General features: G+C 57.4%; 19 protein-coding genes and 2 rRNA genes (1 of these 21 only partly in view). 12 read left to right on the top strand and 9 right to left on the bottom strand.

Features of this window, described 5'->3' with window-relative positions:
- The 7 genes from MWH26_RS12260 to MWH26_RS12230 form a co-directional block, all read left to right on the top strand.
- Positions 1-1799 (top strand): 23S ribosomal RNA (locus MWH26_RS12260) (it extends 1103 nt beyond the left edge of the window).
- 95 nt (positions 1800-1894) lie between these two features.
- Positions 1895-2006: ribosomal RNA gene (rrf, locus tag MWH26_RS12255) — 5S ribosomal RNA — on the top strand.
- Between the two features lie 285 nt (positions 2007-2291).
- Positions 2292-4343 carry a BatA domain-containing protein gene (locus tag MWH26_RS12250; RefSeq protein WP_247974520.1) on the top strand — a complete coding sequence of 684 codons (2052 nt, stop codon included), beginning with the start codon at positions 2292-2294 and terminating at the stop codon, positions 4341-4343.
- A 46-nt stretch (positions 4344-4389) separates the two neighbouring features.
- The gene (locus MWH26_RS12245) at positions 4390-4914 is read left to right on the top strand and encodes a DUF4199 domain-containing protein (RefSeq protein WP_247974519.1); all 525 of its coding nucleotides are present in this window, start codon (positions 4390-4392) and stop codon (positions 4912-4914) included.
- Positions 4915-4953: 39 nt separating this feature from the next.
- Positions 4954-5490 (top strand): DUF4199 domain-containing protein, encoded by a 537-nt coding sequence (locus MWH26_RS12240; protein WP_247974518.1) that lies wholly within the window; start codon positions 4954-4956, stop codon positions 5488-5490.
- Positions 5483-6469, top strand: a complete 987-nt coding sequence (locus tag MWH26_RS12235; RefSeq protein ID WP_244696900.1) for a glycosyltransferase family 2 protein — start codon at positions 5483-5485, stop codon at positions 6467-6469. Before MWH26_RS12240 ends, MWH26_RS12235 begins: the two co-directional genes overlap by 8 nt.
- Positions 6470-6530: 61 nt before the next feature.
- On the top strand, positions 6531-7673 hold the full coding sequence (locus MWH26_RS12230) for a glycosyltransferase (RefSeq protein WP_247974517.1): 1143 nt from the start codon (positions 6531-6533) through the stop codon (positions 7671-7673).
- Positions 7674-7909: 236 nt separating this feature from the next.
- Here MWH26_RS12230 and MWH26_RS12225 read toward each other — a convergent pair whose 3' ends face one another.
- Both MWH26_RS12225 and purB read right to left on the bottom strand, forming a co-directional pair.
- The gene (locus MWH26_RS12225) at positions 7910-9010 is read right to left on the bottom strand and encodes a glycosyltransferase family 9 protein (RefSeq protein ID WP_247974516.1); all 1101 of its coding nucleotides are present in this window, start codon (positions 9008-9010) and stop codon (positions 7910-7912) included.
- Positions 9011-9456: 446 nt separating this feature from the next.
- On the bottom strand, positions 9457-10821 hold the full coding sequence (gene purB, locus MWH26_RS12220) for an adenylosuccinate lyase (protein ID WP_247974515.1): 1365 nt from the start codon (positions 10819-10821) through the stop codon (positions 9457-9459).
- 165 nt (positions 10822-10986) lie between these two features.
- On the opposite strand from purB, the gene MWH26_RS12215 reads away from it, so the two are divergent.
- Positions 10987-13146: a biosynthetic peptidoglycan transglycosylase gene (locus MWH26_RS12215; protein ID WP_247974514.1), complete on the top strand. Its 2160-nt coding sequence runs from the start codon at positions 10987-10989 to the stop codon at positions 13144-13146.
- Between the two features lie 88 nt (positions 13147-13234).
- On the opposite strand, the gene MWH26_RS12210 is transcribed toward MWH26_RS12215, so the two are convergent.
- From MWH26_RS12210 to hemG, 3 genes are all read right to left on the bottom strand, one after another.
- Entirely contained in the window at positions 13235-14179 is a 945-nt protein-coding gene (locus MWH26_RS12210) for a TerC family protein (protein WP_247974513.1), read from the bottom strand.
- Between the two features lie 64 nt (positions 14180-14243).
- Entirely contained in the window at positions 14244-15053 is an 810-nt protein-coding gene (locus MWH26_RS12205) for a polyprenol monophosphomannose synthase (protein ID WP_247974512.1), read from the bottom strand.
- Positions 15054-15266: 213 nt separating this feature from the next.
- Positions 15267-16601: a protoporphyrinogen oxidase gene (gene hemG / locus MWH26_RS12200; protein WP_247974511.1), complete on the bottom strand. Its 1335-nt coding sequence runs from the start codon at positions 16599-16601 to the stop codon at positions 15267-15269.
- 179 nt (positions 16602-16780) lie between these two features.
- Between hemG and MWH26_RS12195 the strand changes: the two genes are divergently transcribed.
- A complete protein-coding gene (locus MWH26_RS12195) occupies positions 16781-17290 on the top strand; it encodes a D-glycero-alpha-D-manno-heptose-1,7-bisphosphate 7-phosphatase (RefSeq protein ID WP_247974510.1) in 510 nt (169 codons plus the stop codon).
- 83 nt (positions 17291-17373) lie between these two features.
- Here MWH26_RS12195 and MWH26_RS12190 read toward each other — a convergent pair whose 3' ends face one another.
- From MWH26_RS12190 to MWH26_RS12180, 3 genes are all read right to left on the bottom strand, one after another.
- The gene (locus MWH26_RS12190; RefSeq protein WP_247974509.1) at positions 17374-17523 is read right to left on the bottom strand and encodes a hypothetical protein; all 150 of its coding nucleotides are present in this window, start codon (positions 17521-17523) and stop codon (positions 17374-17376) included.
- Between the two features lie 207 nt (positions 17524-17730).
- Entirely contained in the window at positions 17731-17886 is a 156-nt protein-coding gene (locus MWH26_RS12185) for a hypothetical protein (protein ID WP_244696888.1), read from the bottom strand.
- Between the two features lie 174 nt (positions 17887-18060).
- A complete protein-coding gene (locus MWH26_RS12180; RefSeq protein WP_247974508.1) occupies positions 18061-19461 on the bottom strand; it encodes a type III PLP-dependent enzyme domain-containing protein in 1401 nt (466 codons plus the stop codon).
- A 276-nt stretch (positions 19462-19737) separates the two neighbouring features.
- On the opposite strand from MWH26_RS12180, the gene MWH26_RS12175 reads away from it, so the two are divergent.
- Together MWH26_RS12175 and MWH26_RS12170 are read left to right on the top strand one after the other, a co-directional pair.
- Positions 19738-20712: an arginase gene (locus MWH26_RS12175; RefSeq protein ID WP_247974507.1), complete on the top strand. Its 975-nt coding sequence runs from the start codon at positions 19738-19740 to the stop codon at positions 20710-20712.
- A 104-nt stretch (positions 20713-20816) separates the two neighbouring features.
- Positions 20817-21257 carry a YbaY family lipoprotein gene (locus MWH26_RS12170; RefSeq protein ID WP_247974506.1) on the top strand — a complete coding sequence of 147 codons (441 nt, stop codon included), beginning with the start codon at positions 20817-20819 and terminating at the stop codon, positions 21255-21257.
- A gap of 115 nt (positions 21258-21372) precedes the next feature.
- On the opposite strand, the gene MWH26_RS12165 is transcribed toward MWH26_RS12170, so the two are convergent.
- Positions 21373-22137, bottom strand: coding sequence for a MeeY/MeeF family manganese export membrane protein (locus tag MWH26_RS12165; RefSeq protein WP_247974505.1), 765 nt, complete (start codon positions 22135-22137; stop codon positions 21373-21375).
- Positions 22138-22518: 381 nt separating this feature from the next.
- On the opposite strand from MWH26_RS12165, the gene argS reads away from it, so the two are divergent.
- Positions 22519-24312, top strand: a complete 1794-nt coding sequence (gene argS / locus MWH26_RS12160) for an arginine--tRNA ligase (protein WP_247974504.1) — start codon at positions 22519-22521, stop codon at positions 24310-24312.
- Positions 24313-24427: the final 115 nt, after the last annotated feature.

The raw sequence follows: 24427 nt of genomic DNA, 5'->3' as shown, positions 1-24427 counted from the left end.
GGCTTGGAAGCAGCCATTCCTTTAAAGAGTGCGTAACAGCTCACTGGTCGAGCGAGAGGGCATCGATAATACGCGGGCATCAAGTCCGGTACCGAAGCGATGGATTTAGCTTATAGCTAAGTGGTAGGGGAGCATTCTGGTCAGCGGAGAAGGTGACTTGTCAGAGTTGCTGGAGCGGCCAGAAAAGCAAATGTAGGCATGAGTAACGATAAAGGGGGTGAGAAACCCCCTCGCCGATAGACTAAGGTTTCCTGCTCAACGCTAATCGGAGCAGGGTTAGTCGGGACCTAAGGCTACGCCGAGAGGCTACGTCGATGGACAGCGGGTTGATATTCCCGCACTTATTTAGTGGAGTGATGCAGTGACGCAGAAGTGAAAGAGACGCGGGCGGACGGAAGTGCCCGTTAAAGCGTGTAGGTAGTGGGAGGGTAGTTAAGTACGCCCACCTAGCTGAAACGTGATAGTACCTAGCGGCTTCGGCCAATGGGATAGTTCTCCTAATCAGACTGCCAAGAAAACCTGCTAAGCGTTTACTGCTAGATAACCCGTACCGCAAACCGACACAGGTAGTCAAGGAGAGCATCCTGAGGCGCTCGAGTGAATCATGGCCAAGGAACTCGGCAAAATGGTCCTGTAACTTCGGGAGAAGGGACGCTTCCTCCAGTGATGGAGAAGCCGCAGTGAAAAGGCCCAGGCGACTGTTTAACAAAAACACATGGCTTTGCGAACGCGTAAGCGGAAGTATAAGGCCTGACACCTGCCCGGTGCCGGAAGGTTAAGAGGGGAACTTAGCGCAAGCGAAGGTTTGAATCGAAGCCCCGGTAAACGGCGGCCGTAACTATAACGGTCCTAAGGTAGCGAAATTCCTTGTCGGGTAAGTTCCGACCTGCACGAATGGTGTAACGATCTGGGCGCTGTCTCAGCCATGAGCTCGGTGAAATTGTAGTCTCGGTGAAGATGCCGAGTACCCGCCACGGGACGGAAAGACCCCGTGCACCTTTACTATAGGTTGACATTGATGCTGGACAACACATGTGTAGGATAGGTGGGAGGCTGTGAACCCGGGCCGCCAGGTCTGGGGGAGCCAACGTTGAAATACCACCCTTGTGTTGTTTGGCACCTAATCTGGAAACGGAAACAGTGTCTGCTGGGTAGTTTGACTGGGGTGGTCGCCTCCAAAAATGTATCGGAGGCTTTCAAAGGTCCGCTCAGTACGCTTGGTAACCGTACGCAGAGCGCAATAGCAGAAGCGGGCTTGACTGTGAGGCCTACAAGCCGAGCAGGGTCGAAAGACGGATATAGTGATCCGGTGGTTCCGCATGGAAGGGCCATCGCTCAAAGGATAAAAGGTACGCCGGGGATAACAGGCTGATCTCCCCCAAGAGCTCATATCGACGGGGAGGTTTGGCACCTCGATGTCGGCTCGTCACGTCCTGGGGCTGGAGAAGGTCCCAAGGGTTCGGCTGTTCGCCGATTAAAGTGGCACGCGAGCTGGGTTCAGAACGTCGTGAGACAGTTCGGTCCCTATCTGTGGTGGGCGTAGGATATTTGACAGGACCTGACTTTAGTACGAGAGGACCGAGTTGGACCAGCCGCTCGTGCACCGGTTGTGACGCCAGTTGCAGCGCCGGGTAGCGACGCTGGGATGAGATAAGCGCTGAAAGCATCTAAGTGCGAAACTCACCTGAAGATGAGATATCCGATAGAAGAGTCGTTGGAGACCACAACGTTGATAGGCCCTAGGTGTAGAGCGCGAAATCGCACAGCCGAGGGGTACTAAGGACTCGAACACTTCTGTAGCATACGTAGCTCACCTCTTTCTTTTTCCTACTCTGCCTCTATGTTAAAATACGACAGCCCTTGTCCGCTTCGGTGGACAGGATGCTGGCTTGATAATGGTGGCTTTAGCCCGGGTGTTCACCTCTTCCCATTCCGAACAGAGTCGTTAAGCCCCGGAGCGCCTATGGTACTGCCTTCACCGGCGGGAGAGTCGGTCGCCGCCAACCTTATCATTTATGTGCCTCGGCCCCCCGCGACTTCGTGCTGCGGGGGGCCGACGTGCGTTATCCCCCTATCCCTATGCTCCCCCTCGCCTCTACTCGGTAGAGCAGAGAGGCGGGGTACTTGCCTTGAATCGTTCAGTAGTACAACAACATTAGTATTTATCTACAACTAGATGATACATAGTGGATTGAACCTTGTAGTTTGATAGTGGGTAACTTGTTAATAGATATTAGGTGCATCATAAAGAGAGTCTTTGTGTTTATCTTCAAGGATTCACTTCTTACAGCATGGTTTTTACCTATCCGTGGTTTTTAATTGGGTTGGCTTCTATTGCTATTCCAATTGCAATTCACTTGTTTGAACTAAGGCGCCCACAAAAGCTGCTTTTTTCTAACGTAGAGTTTATTAGTGAGGTAAAGCTGGTTACTGCGCGTCAGCGAAAATTGAGGCACTTAGCAGTGTTAGCTGCGCGCATAGGTCTGTTGGGCTTTCTAGTTCTGTTGTTCGCGCAGCCCTTTATTCCTGCCCCGATAGAGTCGAAGTCAGATAATGGAACGGTAGGGGTGATACTGGACAACTCGCCTAGTATGCGTCGGCTGGGGCGTAATGAGCAGTCAGTGCTGGAGCATGGTATTCAAGAAGCTTCTGCGTTGCCTTTAGCTTTTCCCGCTACCGCACGTTACTCGTTGTTGCCTGCAGGAAAATCAGCTTTGGGAGCTCCAGAGTACCAGGTTGCAGTTGAGCAGATTCAGGCAACAGGTCAGAACACTGACTTAGGGCAATGGCTGCTGCAAAATCAGCAGCAACAAGCAGTTGATCCTTTGTTTGTCTTTTCCGATTTCCAGAAAAAAAGCTTTTCTACACAATCCATCCGTGAGCTTGATACTACTCGGCAGGTATTCTTGGTGCCGCTAGCTGCGCAAGATGGTCCTAATGCCTTTGTTGATAGTGTATGGCTTGATGATGCTTTCGTCCGGCAGGGAGTAGACTTGCGTCTTCGTATTCGCTTGCGGAACGGAGGGGAACAGCCGGCCACCAATTGTCAGGTTAAAGTATTTGTTGGTCGTCAACAGGCCGCTGCGCTGCAAGTCAGTGTACCAGCGCAGCAAACGGTGACAACTCAGGTCCGGGTGCGGTTGTCTGATGCCGCAGCACAGGCATGCCGAGTGGAGATAGAGGACTTTCCGGTTGACTTCGATAATACTTACTGCTTTACTCTGCAGCCTGCTACCCAAATTTCAGTGGTTGAACTGGCCACTGAGCAGCAGTTGGCGCGGCTCTACGCGAACGAACCTTTGTTCTCATATCGCCACGTTGGAACGCTGCCGTCAGATTATCAAAGCATACTCAATGCAAATTTGCTGGTGCTACGGGAGGCTCCTGCTATTTCAGTTGGGCTACGCGAAAATCTACGGCGGGCCGTCCAGCAAGGAGCAAGCGTGGTTGTTATACCCTCTGCTATTGGTAGTAGCCAGGAATCGTATACTCGGCTGTTTCGGGAATTAGGTGTTGGCTCAGTCCAATGGCAACCACAATCGAGCAGCGGACCTGTGCTACAGGAGGTTGCAATGCCCAGTGCGCAAAACCCGTTTTTTCGGGACGTCTTCACGAATGCCAACCAGCGGGCCGGCATGCCTAAGGCAGCACCCATACTAGGCTGGTCTCGTTCCGGTACTGATGTACTACGCATGCGAGATGGCCAAGAGTATCTAGCTGGTTTTCCCAGCGGCAAAGGAATGGTATATGTGTTTGCCGCCCCCTTGAATAGCCTTTACTCAGACTTTGCCCAACACCCCCTGTTTGTGCCCGTCATGTACCGCCTGGCCATGGAAAGCTATCAGCAGGAGCAGCTGCCCGCCTACCGGCTCAATCAGCAGACAATAGCGCTCCGTTTGCCGAAGCTGGAACAGGCCAGCCTCGCAGACAATGTGGTATACCGTTTAGTAAAGGACAGCCTTACCTATATTCCTGTTCAGCGTCAGCAAGGGGGCGTATTGCACCTAGATGTGCCGCCCGGATTGCAGGAGCCTGGTTTCTATAGCTTACAACGAGCCGGCAAGACAGTTGCTACCCTTGCTTTTAACTTCGATAAGCGAGAGTCAGACCTGCGCAGTTATTCTGCTGCTGAACTACGGCAACTGGTAGGGCCCAATCGGCCAAATATTCAGGTATATGAACCGGGGCAGGCGCAAACTGTGGCGGCGCACTACCGAGCCACGCGTGTAGGGGTTCCCTTGTGGCGCTACTGCTTATGGGGGGCGCTAGCTTGCTTACTGCTAGAAGGTGTGCTGTTGCGGTGGAACCGCCGTCCTGCTCCGGCAGCAGCCGTAGCTGCTTAGTTTGCCTGTTGACGTTGTATCTTGCCACTCCTATTATTCCTTGGCATTGGCATCAACTTCTCCTTCCTCACACCCGGTTCTGCGCACTGCCATATTGTATGGCTTTCTAACAGGAGCGCTCTGCATTGCCTGGGTGCTGTTCCTGCACCTGACCGACAACAATGCGTACGGTCCCAAACGGACGCTCTCTGACTTTTTTCCCCCGGTGGCGGCCGTTATAAGTCAAATTCTGTTGCGCCGCTACTACGCTAATGGTCCGGGCCTGGGCAAGTCTATTGGCGTCGGGCTACTCACTACCTTAGTTGGGGCCAGTGTAGCGGCAGTAGGATTGTACACTTTCTCGCAGCTAACGGGGCCTGCGCCTATTGAACAGCATTTGGCAGAGGCCCGTCAACTACTAACGAACGCCCAGGCTTTTTACCTAAAGCAGCCCAACGGACGGCAGCAGTATGAGGCAGCTCTACGCGACCTAGCACGTACGCCGGCCGCTTTTGCCCAGGATGAATTATTTAAGAAGATGATATTTGGGGTGTTGCTTAGTATCCCGGGTGGGGTGTTTTTGCGGAAATAATCTACCTTCCGCCCTCATAACAACCAAACATCCTCTGCTATGGAAAACACCGCTACCCCCGCCGTCACTCCAGCCTCGGTTGGCATTCGCTACGGCCTCATCGTTGGCATTGCTGGAGTTATCCTGGACCTGATCTTCAGGATGACAGGCCTGGGCTTCAAAATGCCCGTGGTGTCACTAGTGCTGATAGCTGCTCTCTGGATTGTAGGCATGGTGATGGCGCACAAGGAATTTAAGCGGAGTAACAACGGCTTTATGACGTACAAGCAAGGCATTGTCATCGGTCTGATGATTGGCTTGCTGTACGGCATCCTATCAGGTATTTTCAATTACGTATACATTAACTTCCTCGACACCAACTATGTGCAGTCCGTACGTGACTACACGGAGGAAACGCTCGCCAAGCTTAATTTGCCGGAAGAGGCAATGGAAAAAGGCTTGGCTGACTTCACCCAGGAGAAAATGGGTTCCGCGCTGTCGATCGTCAAAACAATCTTTGGAGGCGTAATAGGCGGTTTGATTTTATCCTTGATTATTTCGGCCTTCACCAAACATTCCCGTCCTGAGTTTGAGTAAGCGTCTTTCGCAGCATTTCCCCGTTGAGCTGTCCATTGTCATTCCCCTGCTCAACGAAGCCGAGTCTTTGCCAGAACTCACGCGCTGGATTCATCGGGTGCTTACCCAGCACGGGCTCACGTATGAAGTCATTCTGATTGACGATGGCTCGACGGATACTTCCTGGGAAGTAATTGAGGAGTTAGCGGCCGATGACGTGCACCTGCGCGGCATTCGCTTCAACCGCAACTACGGTAAGTCGGCGGCCCTGAACGTGGGATTCAAGGAAACTACCGGCCGGGTGGTTTGCACCATGGATGCCGACCTGCAAGACTCACCGGAGGAACTGCCGGGCCTCTACCGCATGATTACGGAGGAAGGCCTGGACCTGGTAAGCGGCTGGAAAAAGAAGCGCTACGATCCGCTCAGCAAAACCATTCCTACCAAGCTCTTCAACGGCGTCACGCGCTGGATTTCCGGCATCAATCTGCACGACTTTAACTGCGGATTGAAGGCCTACGACAGCCGCGTGGTGAAAAGTGTGGAGGTATATGGCGAAATGCACCGTTACATCCCGGTAATTGCCAAGTGGGCCGGCTTCCGCAAGATTGGGGAGAAGGTAGTGCAGCACCAGGAGCGCAAGTACGGTGTCACAAAATTCGGGTTGGAGCGGTTCGTGTACGGCTTCCTCGATCTAATGAGCATCACTTTCGTGAGCCGGTTTCGGCGGCGGCCGATGCACTTTTTCGGTACGCTAGGCTCCTTGTCGTTTTTAGTGGGCATGCTAATTACCCTGTGGCTGGTAGGGGAGAAGGTGTGGCTAGCCCAGCACAACCTGCACGCCCGCGACGTTACGGCACAGCCTCTGTTTTTCCTGGCGCTGGTCGCCGTTATCATTGGAATACAGCTGTTCCTAGCGGGTTTTCTAGCAGAAATGGTCCAACTGAACGGCGCCCACCGCAACGACTACCTAGTGCGGGAACGACTGAATTTGAAGTAACAACCCACATCGAAGCCGCCCTGCCCTGTATGGCAGGGCGGTTTTGTAGTAGCTTACGTGTATGAAAGTCGTCATTATTGGCCCGGCCTACCCACTACGGGGCGGACTGGCAACCTACAACGAGCGGCTGGCGCGGGCTTTCCGGGAGGCCGGCGACGAGGTGCGCCTGGTAACTTTTTCGCTCCAGTACCCTGACTTTCTGTTTCCGGGCCAGACGCAGTTCAGCACGGAGCCCGGTCCCAAGGACCTGGACATTGAGGTCAGCCTAAACTCAGTGAATCCGCTGAGCTGGTACAAGGTAGGCAACCGGCTGCGGCGGGAGCGACCCGATGTGGTCATATTTCGGTTTTGGCTACCCTTCATGGGGCCAGCCCTTGGTACAGTGGCTCGCCTGGTGCGCCGCAACCGCCATACCCGGGTAGTCGCCATCACCGACAACGTAATTCCGCACGAAAAGCGTCCCGGCGACCGTCCACTCACGCGCTACTTCCTGGCCGCCTGTCAGGGCTTCGTGACCATGAGCCGGGCCGTGCTGGCCGATTTGCGCCGCCTGCACTTCAAGCAGCCCGCCCTGTACCGGCCCCATCCGCTCTACGACAACTTCGGGCCACTTAAGCCCAAGGCGGAAGCCCTACGCACCCTAGGCCTCGATCCGCAGGTGGGGTATTTGTTATTCTTTGGCTTCATTCGAGCGTACAAAGGCTTGGACATTCTCCTGCAGGCCTTCGCGGATGAGCGCCTCACCAAGCTGCCCGTGAAGCTTATTATTGCCGGCGAGTATTACGAAGATGCAGCGCCTTACGAAGAACTAATACGCCAGCACCAGCTGGAAAATCGCCTGGTCCGAGCCACCGATTTCATTCCGAACGAAAAGGTGGTAGACTACTTCTGCGCCGCTGATATGGTGGTGCAACCCTACAAAAACGCTACCCAAAGCGGCGTCTCCCAAATTGCCTACCATTTCAGCCGCCCCATGCTGGTAACAGACGTAGGCGGGCTGGCTGAGCTGATTCCGAACGGCGAGGTAGGCTACGTGGTGCCGCCTACCCCCAAAGCCATTGCCGATGCCCTGGTCGATTTCTACGAGCAGGAGCGGGAACAGGAGTTTACGGCCGGCGTGTGGGCCAAGAAAAAGGAATTCTCGTGGGAGGTAATGGTAAAGGCTCTGAAGGAAGTGGCGCAGGTTAACGAACCAGCTGTATAATGGGCGCAGCTACACCGTATCGCGTTATCATAGGAAGCCCTGTCGATTACGAAGAGCTGGTCGCCTACGTCGTTATTGGAGGGCGAGACGTTGCACTGCTAAATCAGGATAATGGGCCAGATGATATCAGAGTAGAGTTTTTGCAAGAAAGCAAGAACGGCGCTGGAGTAGAGCTAAACACACTGCTTGAAGCTTTGCAAGCCGCCAAAAGAATTCTGTTGAACAAGTAGATCTTGTTACACGGCCACGCTGGCTCGCACGGCCTCAAACACCTTCTGCGCCGGCAAATCCTCCATGCAACTGGTGCCGAGCTTGCAGGAGCCGCGGTAAAAGCACACGCACTGGCGGTCAGGCTGCACGAGTTGGCCCCGGCCGTAGAGGTCAAATTCGTAGGGGTTGAAGATGTTATTCATCAGAACGGTGGGCTTGCGCAGGGCAATGCTGATGTGCATAGCCATGGTTACCTGCGTTACGATGCCGTCCATTTGGTGCATGAGGTTGATGAACTGCGGCAGCGGAAAGGTGCCCAGGTAAGCCGCGCCGGTAGCGGCTTGCAGGCGTTGGTTACGCTCCGCCTCTGCCTCGCCGCCCAGCAGCACGGGCGCGTAACCGGCCGCCTGCAGCTGGCTAATCAGGGTTTCCCACTTCTCATCTGACCACAGGCGGGTTGTCCACCGGTCGCCGCAGCCGGTATTCAGGCCGATGCGCGGGCGGCCCGTGGGCAGGGCGCTCCAGTTATAGCCCTTGTCTTCGTGGGTGTCAAAGACGTACTCCTCGCCCCGAAAATCGAACCCACTAAGCTCAAAAATTTCCTGCACGTAAGGCTTCTGATTCTGCAAGCTCAACTCGTCGAAGACACCAGTGAGGTACTTATGGTCAGCCAAAGCATTGCCGGGCCAAGCTACCCCGTACTGGGGGTGCAGGGTATAGCCAAACTTTCGAGTAGCCCGAATGGAGTCATGCAAGGCGCAGGCTTCCTTGTCCTTGTCCAGGTTGAATAGAATGTCGAATTCCCGCTGCTGCAGGTGTAGCACGGCGGGCAAGTCCAGCTTCAGGACCTCATCAATGACGCCTTGGGGCAAAATGGCGGGCGTCAGGGTCAGCCAGGTAATCTTGCTGGCCGGGTACTCCTGCCGCAGCCGCCGCAGTAACGGGGTAGTCCGAATCACGTCGCCAATGGCTCCGAGCTTGATAATTAGAATGCGCTGCTCAATGGGCGCGTAAACCGGGCAATTGGCGCACTGGTAGCCGTGCTCTTTGTTGGGGCGGCAAGGAATATCACCGCGGAAATGGCGGCAGTCAGGATGAACGGATACGCCGTTGGAAAGCTGGGGCACGGTACAGGAGCGGGATATGAGCCGGTAAAAATAGCAGGGCTACCTCAATAAAGCAGTTTCCTATCTTGACCAACCTAGCATGGGGTAGGAAAACTCCAGGGTTATTCCTCCTAAGTAATCAACTTACCTCACTTCACTATGCATGCCACAGTCCTCTGTTTAAACTACCTTACCGGTACAGAAACTACTTATGAATTAAGGATTGTAACACATGAAATAGCTTTCTAAATACTGCTACTGATTTGTGGCAGTATTTGGAAAGCTATTTCATATGTTACAAAAATGTAGTTGAGTGGCTTCTTCGCTTAAATTAGGGATAATTCTGGCTCCGCTGACTGCTATAAGGCAGGCCTCAGGTGAGTACGATTATACTGCTTTGAAAGTGTAAGCAGGAAACCAATAACTGTTCTTCCGGAGGGAGCGTGGAAGCACTTTGTTAGCGCAGCCTATATTCCTACATAGTTAGCGGGCGTAATGGCACGCAGCTCGCCCTTCACTTTGTCGCTGACATCGAGTGTGTCAATGAAGGCGCTGATGGTTTCCTCCGTGATGGCGCCGTGGGTGCGGGTTAGGGCTTTGAGGGCATTGTAGGGGTCGGGGTAGTTTTCGCGGCGCAGAATGGTCTGCAGGGCCTCCGCCACTACGGGCCAGTTGGCGTCCAAGTCGCGGCGCAGGGCTTCTTCATCGAGGGCCAGCTTGTTTAGGCCGCGCTGCAGGGCCGTCAGGGCAATGAGGGTGTGGCCTAGCGGGACGCCCAGGTTGCGCAACACGGTGGAGTCGGTCAGGTCGCGCTGGAGGCGGGAGATGGGCAGCTTGGCGGCTAAGTGCTCAAGCACGGCGTTAGCCAGGCCCAGGTTGCCTTCTGCGTTTTCGAAATCGATGGGATTGACCTTATGCGGCATAGCCGATGACCCTACTTCGCCCTCCTTGATGGTCTGGCGGAAGTAGCCCAGGGAAATGTACTGCCACACGTCGCGGGCTAGGTCAATCAGAATGTTATTGAGGCGCTTGAGGGCGTCGCAGAGGGCCGCCAGATGGTCGTAGTGCTCAATCTGGGTGGTGGGGTAGCTACGCTTCAGGCCCAGCCGGCCTTCCACAAACTGACGGGCAAAGTTGTGCCAGTTGGTGTCGGGGTAGGCCACGTGGTGGGCGTTGAAGTTACCAGTAGCGCCGCCAAACTTGGCCCCGAAAGGCACCTGCCCGAGCAGTTCCACCTGGGCATCGAGGCGGGCCACGAACACCTGAACTTCCTTGCCCAAGCGGGTAGGAGAGGCGGGCTGGCCGTGGGTACGAGCCAGCATGGGCACGGTTGCCCACTCAGTGGCGCGGGTAGCCAGCTGGTTGCGCACTTTCGCGTAGGCCGGCAGCAGAGTATGAATTAGGGCGTGCTGCAGGCTGAGCGGAATGGCGGTGTTGTTGATATCCTGCGAGGTCAGGCCGAAGTGAATAAACTCCAGGTACTGGCCCAGGCCCCGGGCCGTGAACTGGTCGCGCAGAAAGTATTCCACGGCTTTTACGTCGTGGTTCGTGATTTTCTCGTGGGCCTTCACGGCCTCGGCATCCTCTGTTGAGAAGCCCGTGTAGATGCTACGCAGGCCTTCGAGGGTGGCAGTGTCTATATCCTGCAGCTGGGGTAGGGGTAGCTCGCAGAGGGCAATGAAGTATTCCACTTCCACGAGCACGCGGTAGCGAATCAGGGCCAGCTCCGAAAAATAGGGAGCGAGCAGGGCCACTTGGCTGCGGTAGCGCCCATCAAGCGGCGAAACGGCGGTGAGCGGCGTAAGCAGGGCGTAGTCGACAGGTGCGGACATGCGTAGAAGGAAAAATTGGCCAGGACAGGCCAAAGGTAGGGGAAGCCCCGGCGCAAGCCAATCGGGGCGCGGGCCTTTTTCGCTACCTTTGTCGTCCGAGCGGCGGTGGGTTCGGCACGAATCTGGCAGGCCCGGCCGCGACTTCCTTTCTCCCGACCTGTTCGCGTGACTCCAGCTACCAAGAAAAAAATCGGCATTGGCCTCGGCATCCTGACGGCGCTTTTGCTCCTGGGCCTCAGTATTTTCCTGTTTAAGCGTCAGCAATTGCTGGATTACGCCCTGCAGCAGGTGAAAGCCAAAGTGGAGCGCAAGTACCCCGTGGTGCTAACCCTGGGCCCGGCCCGCTTCACCGACCTGAACACGGTGCAACTCAACGGCGTGAGCCTAGTGCCCACCGCCACCCCCGATACGCTGCTGCGGGCCCAGGTAGTGCGCGCATCCCTGAGCGTGCGTAGCCTGTTTGCGGGTCGCCCAGTGTTCAGCAACCTGGAAATTGACAATGCCCGCCTCAGCGCCCGGCAAACCCGCACCGGCCAGGACAACTACTCCTTCCTCTACAAAAAGAAGAAAAACCAGCCCGAGGTACCGCGCGATACTACCAAAGGCACGAACTACGGGCTGCTGGCTAACCAACTGCTGGAGGCGACTTTCGACAACATCCCGGAGGAAGCCGACTTCCGCAATTTCCTGGTTACCTACCGCAGCCCCCGCCACGAGGCGACGCTGACCATGCCGCGCCTAGCCATTGAGGACGGCGACATTACCGGCCAGCTCACGGCCGTTATCGACTCGGTGGAAAACCGGGTGGGCGTGCAGGGCCGCATTGATGCCAGCGACTACGAGGTGGATGCGCAGGTGTTTGGCCTGGAGCGCCGGCCCGTGGTGCTGCCCTACGTGCAGAGCCGCTACGGCGCCCGGGTGCAGTTTGACACCGTGCGCGTGAGCCTCAGCGACAAAGACCTGAACGGCGACGATGAGCTAACCGTGCACGGCACGGCCTCGGCCGCCAACTTCATCGTCAATCACCCCAAGCTTTCCGACAGCGACGTACGTTTCCCGCGCGGCGGCATTGATTTCGTGATGAAGCTGGGCCAAGCCTCGTTTGCGTTGGAAAAGGGCACGCGGGTGCTACTCAACCGCATGGAGCTGTTCCCGGAGCTGAGTGTGCGCCGCCTGCCGGTGCCCGAGCGGGTGATTGGCAAGGACATCAACGGCCTGACCAACCGCAACCAACTGCTGGCCGGCATTCAGCTGAAGTTGAACGTAGAGTCGGCCGAAACCAAGGCCAACGATTTCTTCGCCTCCCTGCCCGAGGGCGTGTTTGAAACCCTGGAAGGCACCCAGGCCGAGGGTACGCTCAAGTACCGCCTAATGGCCGATTTGGACATGAATAAGCTGGACAGCCTCAAGTTCAACTCGGGGTTGCAGGCCACCAAATTTCGCATCACCCACTTCGGCCGCGAAAACCTGAACAAGCTCAACGAGGAGTTCCCCTACACGGCCTACAACGACAAGGGAGACTCCGTGAAAACCTTTATGGTAGGCCCCTCCAACCCGGAGTTCACGCCCTACAACGAGGTGTCCGATTATCTGAAGGCGGCCATTATGACGGCCGAGGACCCGCGCTTTCTTACCCACCGCGGCTTCATGGAAAAGGCCTTTGTGAAGTCGGCCATTCAGAACCTGAAGGAGCGGCGCTTTGCCCGCGGCGGCAGCACCATTTCCATGCAGCTGGTGAAAAACGTGTTCCTGACGCGGAAGAAGACCATTGTACGCAAGGCCGAAGAGGCCCTGATTGTCTGGATTATTGAAAACACCCGTCTGGCCTCCAAGGAACGGATGTTCGAGGTCTACCTGAACATCATTGAGTGGGGCCCGAAAATTTACGGTATCCACGAGGCGGCGGAATTTTACTTTGATAAGCGCCCCGATAACCTCACGCTCACCGAAAGCCTCTACCTGGCCAGCATCATTCCCAAGCCTAAGTATTACCGCTACTCCTTTAACCAGTACGGGGAGCTACGGGGCTCGGCGCGCTACTTCTACCGCCTGATTGCCGGCTTGATGGCCCGTAAAGGCCTGATTGCCCAGAGCGACTATGAGAACCTGGGCTACGCCATCAACATCAACGGCCCGGCCCGCAAGTTTATCGTGCGCGCTACCCGCGACACGGTACGCACCGTAGTAGCCGCCGATTCCTCGCAGTACGAGCCCCTGAACCTGATTGATCTGCTGGGCGGCAATACTGCCCCCGATGCCGGCGTGAACACGGCCCAGGACGCGCCCCCCGCCCAGCAACCCGCTACCCCGCCTACCAAGCCGTAAGCCTATCGGTGGTTGATAAGACAGAAAACAAAAAGCCCGCAGCTACATGGTAGTTGCGGGCTTTTTGTGTGAAAAACACAGCGTTAGTTTAGTGCTCCTCCGTGGGAACGGGCGGCTGCTCCTTCTTGGGAAACAGCAGGGAAAGGACGATGGAGCCTCCCAGAATTAGACCCACAACGCCCAGGGAAACGCCCATCGGAATATGGGCCAGATCGGCTACCAGCAGCTTCGCGCCGATAAATATCAGGATGAGCGACAGGCCGTAGTGCAGGTAGTGAAAGAGGCGCATGAGGCCCTCCAGCGCAAAGTACAGGGCCCGCAGCCCCAGCAAGGCAAACACGTTGCTGGTGTACACAATAAACGTGTCGCGCGAAATGGCCAGGATAGCCGGAATGGAGTCGGCGGCGAAAACGACGTCGGTGGTTTCTACCATCACCAGCACGACCAGCAAGGGGGTAGCAAAGAGCGTCCCGTTCTGGCGCACGAAGAACTTGCCCTCGTGCAGGCGGTTGGTAATGGGCAAGTGCCGACTCAGAAACTTGACCACGGGGTTGTTGTCGGGGTCAATTTCCGGCTCGCCGCCGCTGGTTGCCATCTTAACGCCAGTGTACACCAGGAAAGCCCCCAGCACGTACAGCAGGAAGTGAAACTTGGCCAGCAGGGCCGCCCCAGCCAAAATAAAGGCAGCCCGCAACACCAGAGCCCCAATAATGCCCCAGAACAGAATCTTGTGCTGGTACTGCTGCGGGACTTTGAAGTAGGTGAAGATCAGCAGGAAGACAAACAGGTTGTCGACGCTCAACGACTTCTCAATCAGGTAGCCGGTCAGGAACTCCAGAGCGGCCGTTTCGCCCTGCCAGCGGTACACCAGGTAGTTAAAGCCCAAAGACAGCACAATCCAGAACGCACTCCAGCCCAGGGCCTCGCGCATACGCACGACGTGGGCCTTGCGGTTGAAGACGAGCAGATCGAGCAGCAACAGAACCAGTACGAAGGCATTGAAGCCAACCCAGAAGAGCGGGGTGTTTTCCATGGGCGGTAAGATACGGGGCCGCCGCAATATGCCGCGCCAGGCACCCGAACTGTGCCCGAAGTACTTACCGGGTTTCTGAGGCGGAAGTTGCGGACCGCACCGTTAAGGTAGCACTAGCCGTAACCGACTCGCCTGGGGCCGCCGCCCGGTTAAACTGTCGAAACCAGCTGCTGATCTTCATTTGCACCACGCCAAAGAGGGCTTCCTTGAAAATGCCCTTGCTCATTTTAGACGCGCCCCGAGTCCGGTCGGTGAAAATAATGGGCACTTCCTTGATGCGGAAGCCATACTTGTAGGCCAGCCACTTCATCTCAATCTGGAAGGCGTAGCCCACAAACTTGATCTGCTCCAGCGGGATAGTGCGCAGCACCTGGGCCGTGTAGCACTTGAAGCCCGCCGTGGCATCCATGATGGGCATGCGCGTAATCAGGCGCACGTAGGCCGAGGCAAAGTACGACATCAGTACCCGGTCCATGGGCCAGTTAACCACGTTCACGCCCTGAATGTAGCGCGAGCCAATGGCCAGATCGTAGTTCTGGTGGGCGCAGGCATCGTAGAGGCGAATGAGGTCCTCGGGGTTGTGGGAGAAGTCGGCGTCCATCTCGAACACGTACTCGTAGCCGCGCGCCAGGGCCCAGCGGAAGCCGTGGATGTAGGCCGTGCCTAAGCCCAGCTTGCCGGTGCGCTCCTCCAGAAACAGCCGACCAGTAAACTCCGGCAGCAGCCCGCGCACAATCTCGGCGGTGCCATCCGGCGAGCCGTCGTCGATGACGAGCACATCGAACGGTTGGGGCAATGAGAAGACCTTGCGGATAATTAGCTCCGCATTTTCCCGCTCATTGTAGGTTGGTATCAGGACGAGCCCGTTGTTCATTGCCGTAAAGGTAGAAGTTTGTTTCGTGTGCCCTAGCAGAGCCAGGCGGCAACCGCGCGCAAACTTCGGGTGGTAGCTACAGATGCAAAAACACGGTTCTGGGTTGCCTCTTTACCGGGTTGTGCCCTCTGGCTAACATGCGAAATGAAGGCTTAAGTTCTGGCCTTGGTAATTGGTAACAGAAGGAACCAGGCGCGAAAAGGAAGGCTGCCCCTAGCGCCCCGCCAGCGTGGCGGCCAGGGCTCGGGCGTGCCGTACGCAGTCGGGTACGCCCACGCCGGCCCGCCAGTTGGCCGTTACGTGCAGGCCCTGCAGGGCCAGGGCATCGGCGGCGGCGTGGGCCGGCCCAATGCGAGCATCAAACTGCGGAATGGCCCGCTCCCAGTAGTAGCGGTGCTGCCACAGGGGCTGTACGCCGGCGCCTACGCCGTAAAAGCGACTCAGCTCCTCGTGCACGGCGGCTTTCTGCATTTCTTCCGGCTGGCGGGCCTGGGCCTCGTACTGGCTACCCCCCACAAAGGTGGTAAACAGCACCTGCCCGGCGGGCACCCGGTCCGGGAAAATAGAACTGGTCCAGATGCTGCCGGCGGCGTAGGGCTGTTCCACCTTCGGGTGCAGGGCCCCAAATCCATCGAGCGGATGTTGCACCTCGGTGCGTAGGTAGGCCGTGTACACGGCCGTCATGGGGGGGTAGTACACCTGGGCCAAGGCGGCCGCCGCTTCCGGGAACTGCGCCTGCAGTAGCGGCGCGGCGGTGTAAGTAGGCAGGGTGAGTACTACCTGGTGATAAAGGCGGGGAGCTGGTCCGGCCGTGGTTTCCAGCTCCCAGCGGCCATCATCGGCGCGGCGATGCAAGGAGGTGACTCCCTGGCCGAAATGGGCGCGGCGCAGCTTCCGGGCCAGGGTATCAGGTAGGGTTTGCAGGCCTTCCCGGAGCGTGAAGATGCGGCGCCGACCCGCCGCCGCGCTTTTGCTTTTCATCAGCCCGCGCACTACCGAGCCGTGCTGCTGCTCCAGGGCCGCTAGCTGCGGAAATGTTTTGTGCAGCAGCAGTTGCTCCGGGTCGCCGGCATAAATGCCCGAAATGAACGGATTCAGGGCGTAGTCAACTACCTCCGCCCCGAAGCGGCGGCAAAAAAAGTGGGCCAGCGTTTCCTGCGGGTCGGCCGGTACGGCCGGGCGCGTTAGCTCGCGTAGGAGGTTAAACCGGGCTTTCAGGCTGAAGAAGGAGCTGGTCAGCAGCTTCGGGGGGGAGGCGGGCAACTGCTGGTAGCGGCCCTGGCGTAGCACGTAGCGGTTCTGGCTGACGGCCGCAGCGTCCTGAATCTGTGGGGTTAACCCCAGCCCTTCCAGGAGCTCCCGCAGTTCCTCGGATAGCTGTAGGGAGTTCGGGCCGGTTTCCAGCAGGTAGGGGCCGTGCTGCTCCGAGCGGATGGTGCCGCCGGGGCGGGGCGAGGCCTCAAACAAATCGTAGTCGATGCCGGCGCGTTGCAGGTACCAGGCCAGGGTAAGGCCCGAAATGCCGCCGCCCAGAATTGCAATGGCCATGGTGGGGTAGTGAAAAGAGTAGGGTCGCGTGCGGGGCCGGCCGACTGGATGGGCCACCAGCGGCCACAAAGGTACGCAGCCGGCGGTGGCCCATCCAGTCGGCCGGACCCGCAACCGGCGCGGCCGCGTACCTTTGGTTTCTGCTTACCCTGGCCCCAACTTCTTTCTACCATTTGCTGATGAATAAAGCTGTATTCCTGGACCGTGACGGCGTGCTGAACGAGGAAATCGGGCACTATGTCTGGGAGCTGGAGAAACTGGTGGTGCTGGAGGACGTGCCCGAAAGCCTGGCCCGCCTCAAACAAGCCGGCTACTACCTCATCGTGGTAACCAACCAGGCCGGCATTGCCAAGGGCCTTTATACCGCCGCCGAGGTCGAAGCCTGCTACCAGAAGCTGCAGCAAGCCACTGACCACGCCCTCGATGCCTGCTACTTTGCCCCATCCCACCCCAGCGTTTCGGAGTCGTTGTTACGTAAGCCTGATTCACTGATGCTGGAAAAGGCCCTGGCTCGGTTTCAGCTCGACCCCGACCAGTGCTGGATGGTGGGCGACCGGCTACGCGACATGCAGGCCGGCCACAAAGTAGGCGTGCGCGGCATTTTGGTTGGCAGCTCCGAGCCGGCTACCTACCAACCCCGCGTGGCCAACCTGCGCGCCGCCACCAACCTGATTCTGGCCGGTCGTTAGCCCCTGAAAAGCCAGCAGGGGCCTCCTTCCTTGGCGAAAGAGGCCCCTGCTGGCAGAGGAAGGAGGGTGGAAGCCGTGAGAGGTTACTGCCGCTCCGGCGGGGTAGCCGTGCTGGCCATGGCCGGGGCCGCCACACGGGTGTCGGGTTTGGTAGCTGAGTAAGCCGGGCACTTAGTCCGGCAAGAAGCAGTACCCATTAGCGCGACAACGCTCAATAGGAATAGTTTCTTCATGAGAAAATGCAATAAGATGAGGTGCAAAAGCCCAACCAATCAGTTCAACAGCAGCGCTTTCCACGAGTTAACGACTGGCTAACAGTGAAATTGTCTAGTTCGTTCTAAATAATAATTTATCTAATAAGTACAAATAAGCCTTCTCCCAACAGGAAGAAGGCTTTTGCAATACAGATTTGCTACCAAACGCTGCGGCAGCTTAGGCTTTTACTGACGCTCCGTAGTCGGGCCGTGCTGGGCCGTGATAGTAGAAGAAATGCGCGAGGCATCTTTCGTGCTGCTGTAGGCCGGGCACTGGGACTTTTTGTTGCAGGAGCTGAGCCCAAGGCCGGCTACGCAAGCGAGGAGTAGCAATTTTTTCATGAGAGTAGGTAGAATAAGCGAATGGGCCAGGCCCGAATGTACGTGTCAGCTGGTAAAGGTAGCCGAAGCGGCAACGGCTTGCAACTCACCGCGCCTCGACTTCGACCAGCGGCCCTCGGAACTCGATAAAAAACGGGAGCTTCCGGAAGAGGAGGCTCCCGTTTCTACTGCCTCTTACGACTGGTAGCCCAGAATCCGCATCATCGACTCGCCGGTTTGCTCCTCGGCAAAAACCCGGTCGGTGAGAGTGCCATCTTCGGCGCGGTCCAGAATGACCATTTTCGGGGCCGGAATCAGACAGTGCTTCACGCCGCCGTAGCCCGAGAGGCTTTCCTGGTAGGCTCCGGTGTGGAAAAAGCCCACGTACAGCGGTTTGGCATCGGCGGGCTTGCGCTCGGGCAGGAACACTTGGTAAATGTGCTTTTCGGCGTTGTAGTAGTCCTGAGAATCGCAGGTGAGCCCGCCCAGCTGAATTTTCTTGTACTGTTTGTTCCAGCCGTTCAGAGCCAGCATGATGAAGCGCTGGTTCAGGGCCCAGGTGTCGGGTAGGTTCGTGATAAACGAGCCGTCAATCATGTACCACAACTCCTTGTCGTTCTGCAGCTTCTCGTCCAGAATGCTGTAGATGGTTGCCCCCGATTCGCCCACGGTGAAAATGCCGAACTCGGTGAAAATGTCCGGCTCCGGCACGCCCTCTTCCTCGCAGATGCGCTTGATGGTGCGCAGCACTTCCGCAATCATATAGGGGTAGTCGTACTCCTTCTGAATGCTGGTTTGAATGGGCAGGCCGCCCCCAATATCAATGGTGGTGAGGGTAGGGCACACCTTGCGCAGCTCGCAATACTTGTGCACGAAGCGGCTCAACTCCGACCAGTAGTAGGAGGTGTCCTTGATGCCGGTGTTGATGAAGTAGTGCAGCATGGTCAGCTCAAAGCGCGGATCGTCCTTGATCTTCTGCTGGTAGAGCGGCAGCGCGTCGGTGTAGCGGATGCCCAGGCGGGAGGTGTAAAACTGGAAGCGCGGCTCCTCGTCGGAGGCCAGGCGCATGCCCACGTTGCACTTCTCGCGCACGTTGTCGTGGTAGTAGTCTACCTCGTTGGGCGAGTCCAGAATGGGCATGCAGTTCACGAACCCGTCGTTGATCAGGCGCGTGATTTCGTACTTGTACTCCTCGGTTTTAAAGCCGTTACAGATAATGTAGGTATCCTTCGTGACCTTGCCCTTGGCGTGCATGGCCCGGATGATGTTGGTATCAAACCAGCTGGAGGTTTCGATGTGGACGCCGTTTTTCAGGGCTTCTTCCACCACGAAGCTGAAGTGCGAGGCCTTGGTGCAGTAGGCGTAGGAGTACTTGCCCTGGTAGCCGGTTTGCTCAATGCCCAGGCGGAACCACTCCTTGGCCCGCTGAATCTGGGAGCTGATTTTGGGCAGGTAAGCGAGGCGCAGGGGCGTGCCGTGCTTTTCTACCAGCGCCATGAGGTCAATATCGTGGAAGCGCAGCTCGTTTTGCTCTACCCGAAACTCGTCGGTCGGGAAATCGAACGTCTGCGAAATCAGGTCGTGGTAGGTATCCATTAAAGGAGTTGCTGAGAAAAGTTATGTGAGGGAAAAGGCTGGGCGGGCAGGTAGCCCACGGCCGGCTATTCGGTTAAAGGTTGAGCTTACCAGATTTCTAAACCCGCCGGCTTTTTCCGAACTTAGGACCCGCAAAGATACCCCCTCGCCGGGGTTTTGGTTGTGCTTTGTTCGTTGGTTGCGCCGGAAGGTCCGCGCGCGTCAAGCCTGAGCGGAAGAGTTTTCGCTCAATCGGCAAGCATCTAAACCACCTAACCTCTTTTCTGCCAATGTAATATGCGACGCATTAAGCTTCTGGAAGTACGCTCCGAACTCGGGGCCGGAACCCGTGGTGCCAGTCTGGGCGTGGATGCCCTGAAGGTGGCCTGCCTCAACAAAGGTTCTGACTACTTCCGTCGGTTCAACTCGGTTAGCGTACCCGATCTGAACCACGTGCTCTTCGAAAAAAACCATTTTCCGAAGGCCAAACACATTGATTCTATCTACACGGTGCAAAAAGGCATTGCCAGCGCCGTAGAACAAACCTTGCGCTTCGGGGAGTTCCCGCTGGTACTGGCCGGCGACCATAGCAACGCCTCCGCCACCATTGCCGGCATCAAGGCGGCTTACCCCCACAAAACGCTCGGGGTGGTGTGGGTAGATGCCCACGCCGACATCCACTCCCCATTTACTACCCCCTCGGGCAACATGCACGGCATGCCGCTCGCCATCAGTCTGGGCGACGATAACCGCGAGTGCCAGCGCAACCACGTGGAGCCCGAAACCGAGTTTTTCTGGCAGAAGCTCAAAAACCTAGGCGAGCCCGGCCCGAAAGTGACCGGGGAGCACCTGATCTACATTGTGGTGCGCGACACGGAGTACGAGGAAGACGCCATCATTGACCGCCTGGGCATCAAAAACTACAAGCTGGACGAAGTGAAGGCCAAGGGCACCCGGCAGGTGGCGCGCGAGGTGTTCGAGCGCCTGCGCTTCTGCGACATGGTGTACGTGTCCTTCGACGTTGATTCCCTGGATTCGCGCTTTAGCAAGGGCACTGGCACGCCCGTGGAGGAAGGCCTCAACGTGGAAGAAGCCATCAGCCTGTGCCGCGCCCTGCTCGACAACGACCGGGTCGTGTGCTTTGAAATGGTGGAAATCAACCCTACTCTCGACAGCGAGAACACCATGGCTACCAATGCCTTCGACATTCTGGAAGCCGCCACCGACGCCATTCAGAAGCGCCTGCGCCTGGAGGAAGTGGTCAGCCGGTAGGGGCGGGGCTTGGTTGCCGGGCTGCTCAGGCGCTTGATAACCAGGAAAAAGCGGATACATTCGTGCCTACCCGTTGCGTTTGTATCCGCTAGTTTTCCCTGCCCATGAAATCAGGTTTGTTGTGTGCTTTTGGTTTGCTGCTGCTAGCCAGCTGCACCGCTACCCCTTCGGCTCCTGGCAACGCAGGCAGCAGGCCCACTCCCGTAGTGGTGAAAGACTCCATTACAGGCAGCGTGGCCTACCGGGAGCGAATAGCGTTGTCGCCGACGGCCGTGGTGCGGGTGCACCTGCTGGATGTTTCGCTGCAGGATGTAGCCGCCACTGTTATCGATTCGGTAACAATTCGGCCCAACGGACGGCAGGTGCCGCTGCCCTTTACCCTACGCTACGATACGGCCCGCATCCGGCCCAACTACACCTACACCGTGCAGGCCCGCATTACCGATGGCGGCCGGCTGCTGTTCCGCACCGACGTGGCCTACCCCGTGCTCACGCGCGGCAACCCCAAGCGTGTGGAGCTGCTGCTGCGCCGGGCTAGCCAGTAACTACAAGGTACACCAACCCCCTGTCATTCCGAGTGGGAGCGAGGACTCTGGGCTACTCAGTAGAAGCTGACCCAGATTCCTCGCTCCCGCTTGCAATGACAGTCGGTTCAAGGGTTTACCGGCTGCCCTGGCGGTAGGGTACGCCAAATAACCAGGACGTAAGCAAGGGCACAGCAAATACGGCTACCGTGAGAATCGTCAGGCCCACATCGGCGGTTTCGCTGGCCAAGAAGTGGCTGAACGGATGCTGGGGCAGGTAGTGCTCAAATAAGGAAAGCAGCAGCTTCAGGCCCAGAATGCCGATAACGATAAACGCGGCCGTTTCCAGGAAGGGGTACTTGCCCATGAGCAGCACAAAGGCCTGCGCCACCAGCCGCATGGCCAAAATGCCAATGAATACGCCCAGGCAAATCAGGATCAGGTTGTCGGTGAAGGCCACTACGGCAAACACGTTGTCGATGGAAAAGGCCAGGTCCATGAGTTCAATTAGGGCCACGGTAGCCCAGAACGGGCCCAGCAACCCCAGGGTGCTGCGGTAGAGCCAACTTTTCTGCTTGTCCACGTCTTCCTCCTCCGAGGAGCTTCGGCTGGCAAACTGGCTGTAAGCCAGGTACAGCAGGTACAGGCCGCCCAAGGGCTTCAAATACCAGAACTGAATGAGGTAGGAGGCAAACAGAATGCAGAGCCCCCGAAACACGTAGGCCCCAATGATGCCGTAGCGGAGAGCTTTTTGCCGTTGCTCCCGGGGTAAATCGGAAACCATGGTGGCCAGCACGGCCGCGTTGTCCACGGAGAGCAGGCTTTCGATGATGACGAGGTTGCCCACGATGGCCAGGGCGGCCAGGGGATTGTCGAGGATTTGCTGGAGATGGACGTTCATGCGTGGGGCGCAAGATACTGGTTGCAGCCATACACGTAGTTGTGGCGGCTTGGGTTGGGCCAACTTCGAGGTAGCCGCTTCCTGCTGGCACAGGCGCCCCACCACGCCCACGTATTTTTTCGGCGGCATCCGGCCGGGCTTTTTACCTTTGCAGCAGCGGCTGGCGCGTTAGCCCGCCGCGCTACCCCCGTCATGAAGCCGATTCTTTGGAGCCGTATGCAACGACGACTCTAGCGTAAGCTGGGGCCCGGTCGCGGTGCTATTCACTTCCCTGAGTAGCCGCCGGCTGGCTCGTAGTTTACGCGGTATTCGTTGTGACTTTTCCACTTAATCATCTTCCGGAAGCCTAGTATCCGGCTTCTTTTAAGCGATTCGCTTTCCGTGCAACAACTCGAACAAACCCTCAAGGCGGCCCTCGGCGCCGCTATTAAAAATGTATTTGACGCCGAGGTAGCCTCGCCCCAGCTTACGTTGCAGCCCACGCGCAAGGAGTTTGCCGGCCAGTTTACGCTCGTCACGTTTCCCTTCACCAAAACCCTGGGTAAAGGCCCTGAGCAAATCGGGCAGGGCATTGGCGAGTGGCTGGTGCAGAACGAGCCCCTGGTGAAAGGCTACAACGTGGTGAAGGGCTTTCTGAACCTAGAAATTGCTGATACGGCCTGGGTAGCGCTATTCGACCGGCTGCGCCAGCTGCCGGCCGGCTCACCCGTGGAAACCGGCGGCCCCCAGAACGTGGTGGTGGAGTATTCCTCGCCCAATACCAACAAGCCCCTGCACCTGGGTCACCTGCGCAACAACTTTCTGGGCTACTCCGTGGCCGAAATTTTGAAGGCGACCGGTGCTACCGTTAACAAGGTGAACTTGGTCAACGACCGGGGCATCCACATCTGCAAGTCCATGCTGGCCTATCAGCAGTATGGCAACGGTGAAACCCCCCAGCAGGCTGGTATCAAAGGCGACCATCTGATTGGCAAGTACTACGTGCTGTTTGAAAAGCATTACCGCGAGCAGGTGCGCCAGCTCGAAGCCGAAGGTGTTGCCGCCGACGTAGCCAAGCGCCAGGCCCCGATGATGCTGGAGGCCCAGGATATGCTGCGCGCCTGGGAAGCCAACGACGAGGCGGTGGTAAGTCTCTGGAAGCAAATGAACGGCTGGGTGTATGAGGGCTTCAACGAAACCTACCAGACCATCGGCGTCGATTTTGATAAGTACTACTACGAGTCGGGCACTTACCTGCTGGGCAAGGAGCGGGTAGAGGAAGGCCTGCAGAAAGGCGTGTTTTTCCGGAAGGAAGATGGCTCGGTGTGGGTGGACCTCAAGGAAGAAGGCCTCGACGAAAAGCTGCTGCTGCGCGCCGACGGTACCAGCGTGTACATCACCCAAGACCTAGGCACGGCCGAGCTCAAGTACCAGGACTTCAACTACGACCTCTCCGTCTACGTCATTGCCGACGAGCAGAACTACCACATGCAGGTGCTCAAGGCCGTGCTCAAAAAGCTCGACAAGCCCTACGCCGACGCCATTTACCACCTCAGCTACGGCATGGTGGACCTGCCCTCGGGCAAGATGAAAAGCCGGGAAGGCACCGTCGTGGATGCTGACGAGCTGGTGCGCGAGGTAGTAACCGCCGCCCAGGCCGCTACCCTGGAAAAAGGCAAAACCGAAGGCCTCACCGACGAGCAGGCCGCTGAGCTCTACCACATGCTGGGCCTGGGCGCCCTGAAGTACTACCTGCTGAAGGTCGACCCCAAGAAGCGCATGCTCTTCAACCCCGAAGAGTCCGTGAGCCTGGAAGGTCACACCGGCCCATTCATTCAGTACTCCCACGCCCGGATTTCGGCCATCCGCCGCAAGGCCGCCGAGCTGGGCATTGCCGAAGACGCCTCCCTCGCGAGCCTCACTGAGCTGCACGACACCGAGCGGGAACTGGTGCAGGAGCTGGGCCGCTACCCCGCCGTCGTAACCGAAGCCGCCCGCACCCAGTCGCCGGCCCTGGTGGCCCAGTACGCCTACGACGTAGCCAAGGCGTACAACCGGGTGTACACCGAAGTGGAAATCTTCCGGGAGGCCGATGCCACCAAAAAGGCCTTCCGCATTGCCCTGTCGGCCCAAACGGCGCAGGCCATCAAAACCAGCATGGGCCTGCTCGGCATCCAGGTGCCCGAGCGGATGTAATGTTCACTATCAAGGCTAGCGGAGCGGCATAGTTTGCCACAGCACTATAGTGTCGGCTCGCCGGATGCCTCGCGCCGTTTGACATAACGTTCTTATCCTCACCAGCAGCACCGCC

Origin of the sequence: Hymenobacter sublimis, assembly GCF_023101345.1 — a bacterium.
Classification (GTDB): Bacteria; Bacteroidota; Bacteroidia; order Cytophagales; family Hymenobacteraceae; genus Hymenobacter; species Hymenobacter sublimis.
The sequence above is the reverse complement of the archived record's forward strand: the minus strand, read 5'-3'. Positions and strand labels throughout refer to the sequence as shown.

Bases quoted from the DNA above. Each gene is read 5' to 3' on its own strand.
- purB (WP_247974515.1), bottom strand. From the start codon at position 10,821: ATGTCCGCACCTGTCGACTACGCCCTGCTTACGCCGCTCACCGCCGTT.
- MWH26_RS12190 (WP_247974509.1), bottom strand. From the start codon at position 17,523: ATGAAGAAACTATTCCTATTGAGCGTTGTCGCGCTAATGGGTACTGCT.
- MWH26_RS12205 (WP_247974512.1), bottom strand. From the start codon at position 15,053: ATGAACAACGGGCTCGTCCTGATACCAACCTACAATGAGCGGGAAAAT.
- MWH26_RS12170 (WP_247974506.1), top strand. From the start codon at position 20,817: ATGAAATCAGGTTTGTTGTGTGCTTTTGGTTTGCTGCTGCTAGCCAGC.
- MWH26_RS12185 (WP_244696888.1), bottom strand. From the start codon at position 17,886: ATGAAAAAATTGCTACTCCTCGCTTGCGTAGCCGGCCTTGGGCTCAGC.
- MWH26_RS12175 (WP_247974507.1), top strand. From the start codon at position 19,738: ATGCGACGCATTAAGCTTCTGGAAGTACGCTCCGAACTCGGGGCCGGA.
- MWH26_RS12165 (WP_247974505.1), bottom strand. From the start codon at position 22,137: ATGAACGTCCATCTCCAGCAAATCCTCGACAATCCCCTGGCCGCCCTG.
- MWH26_RS12195 (WP_247974510.1), top strand. From the start codon at position 16,781: ATGAATAAAGCTGTATTCCTGGACCGTGACGGCGTGCTGAACGAGGAA.
- MWH26_RS12250 (WP_247974520.1), top strand. From the start codon at position 2,292: ATGGTTTTTACCTATCCGTGGTTTTTAATTGGGTTGGCTTCTATTGCT.
- MWH26_RS12210 (WP_247974513.1), bottom strand. From the start codon at position 14,179: ATGGAAAACACCCCGCTCTTCTGGGTTGGCTTCAATGCCTTCGTACTG.
- hemG (WP_247974511.1), bottom strand. From the start codon at position 16,601: ATGGCCATTGCAATTCTGGGCGGCGGCATTTCGGGCCTTACCCTGGCC.
- MWH26_RS12180 (WP_247974508.1), bottom strand. From the start codon at position 19,461: ATGGATACCTACCACGACCTGATTTCGCAGACGTTCGATTTCCCGACC.
- MWH26_RS12240 (WP_247974518.1), top strand. From the start codon at position 4,954: ATGGAAAACACCGCTACCCCCGCCGTCACTCCAGCCTCGGTTGGCATT.
- MWH26_RS12230 (WP_247974517.1), top strand. From the start codon at position 6,531: ATGAAAGTCGTCATTATTGGCCCGGCCTACCCACTACGGGGCGGACTG.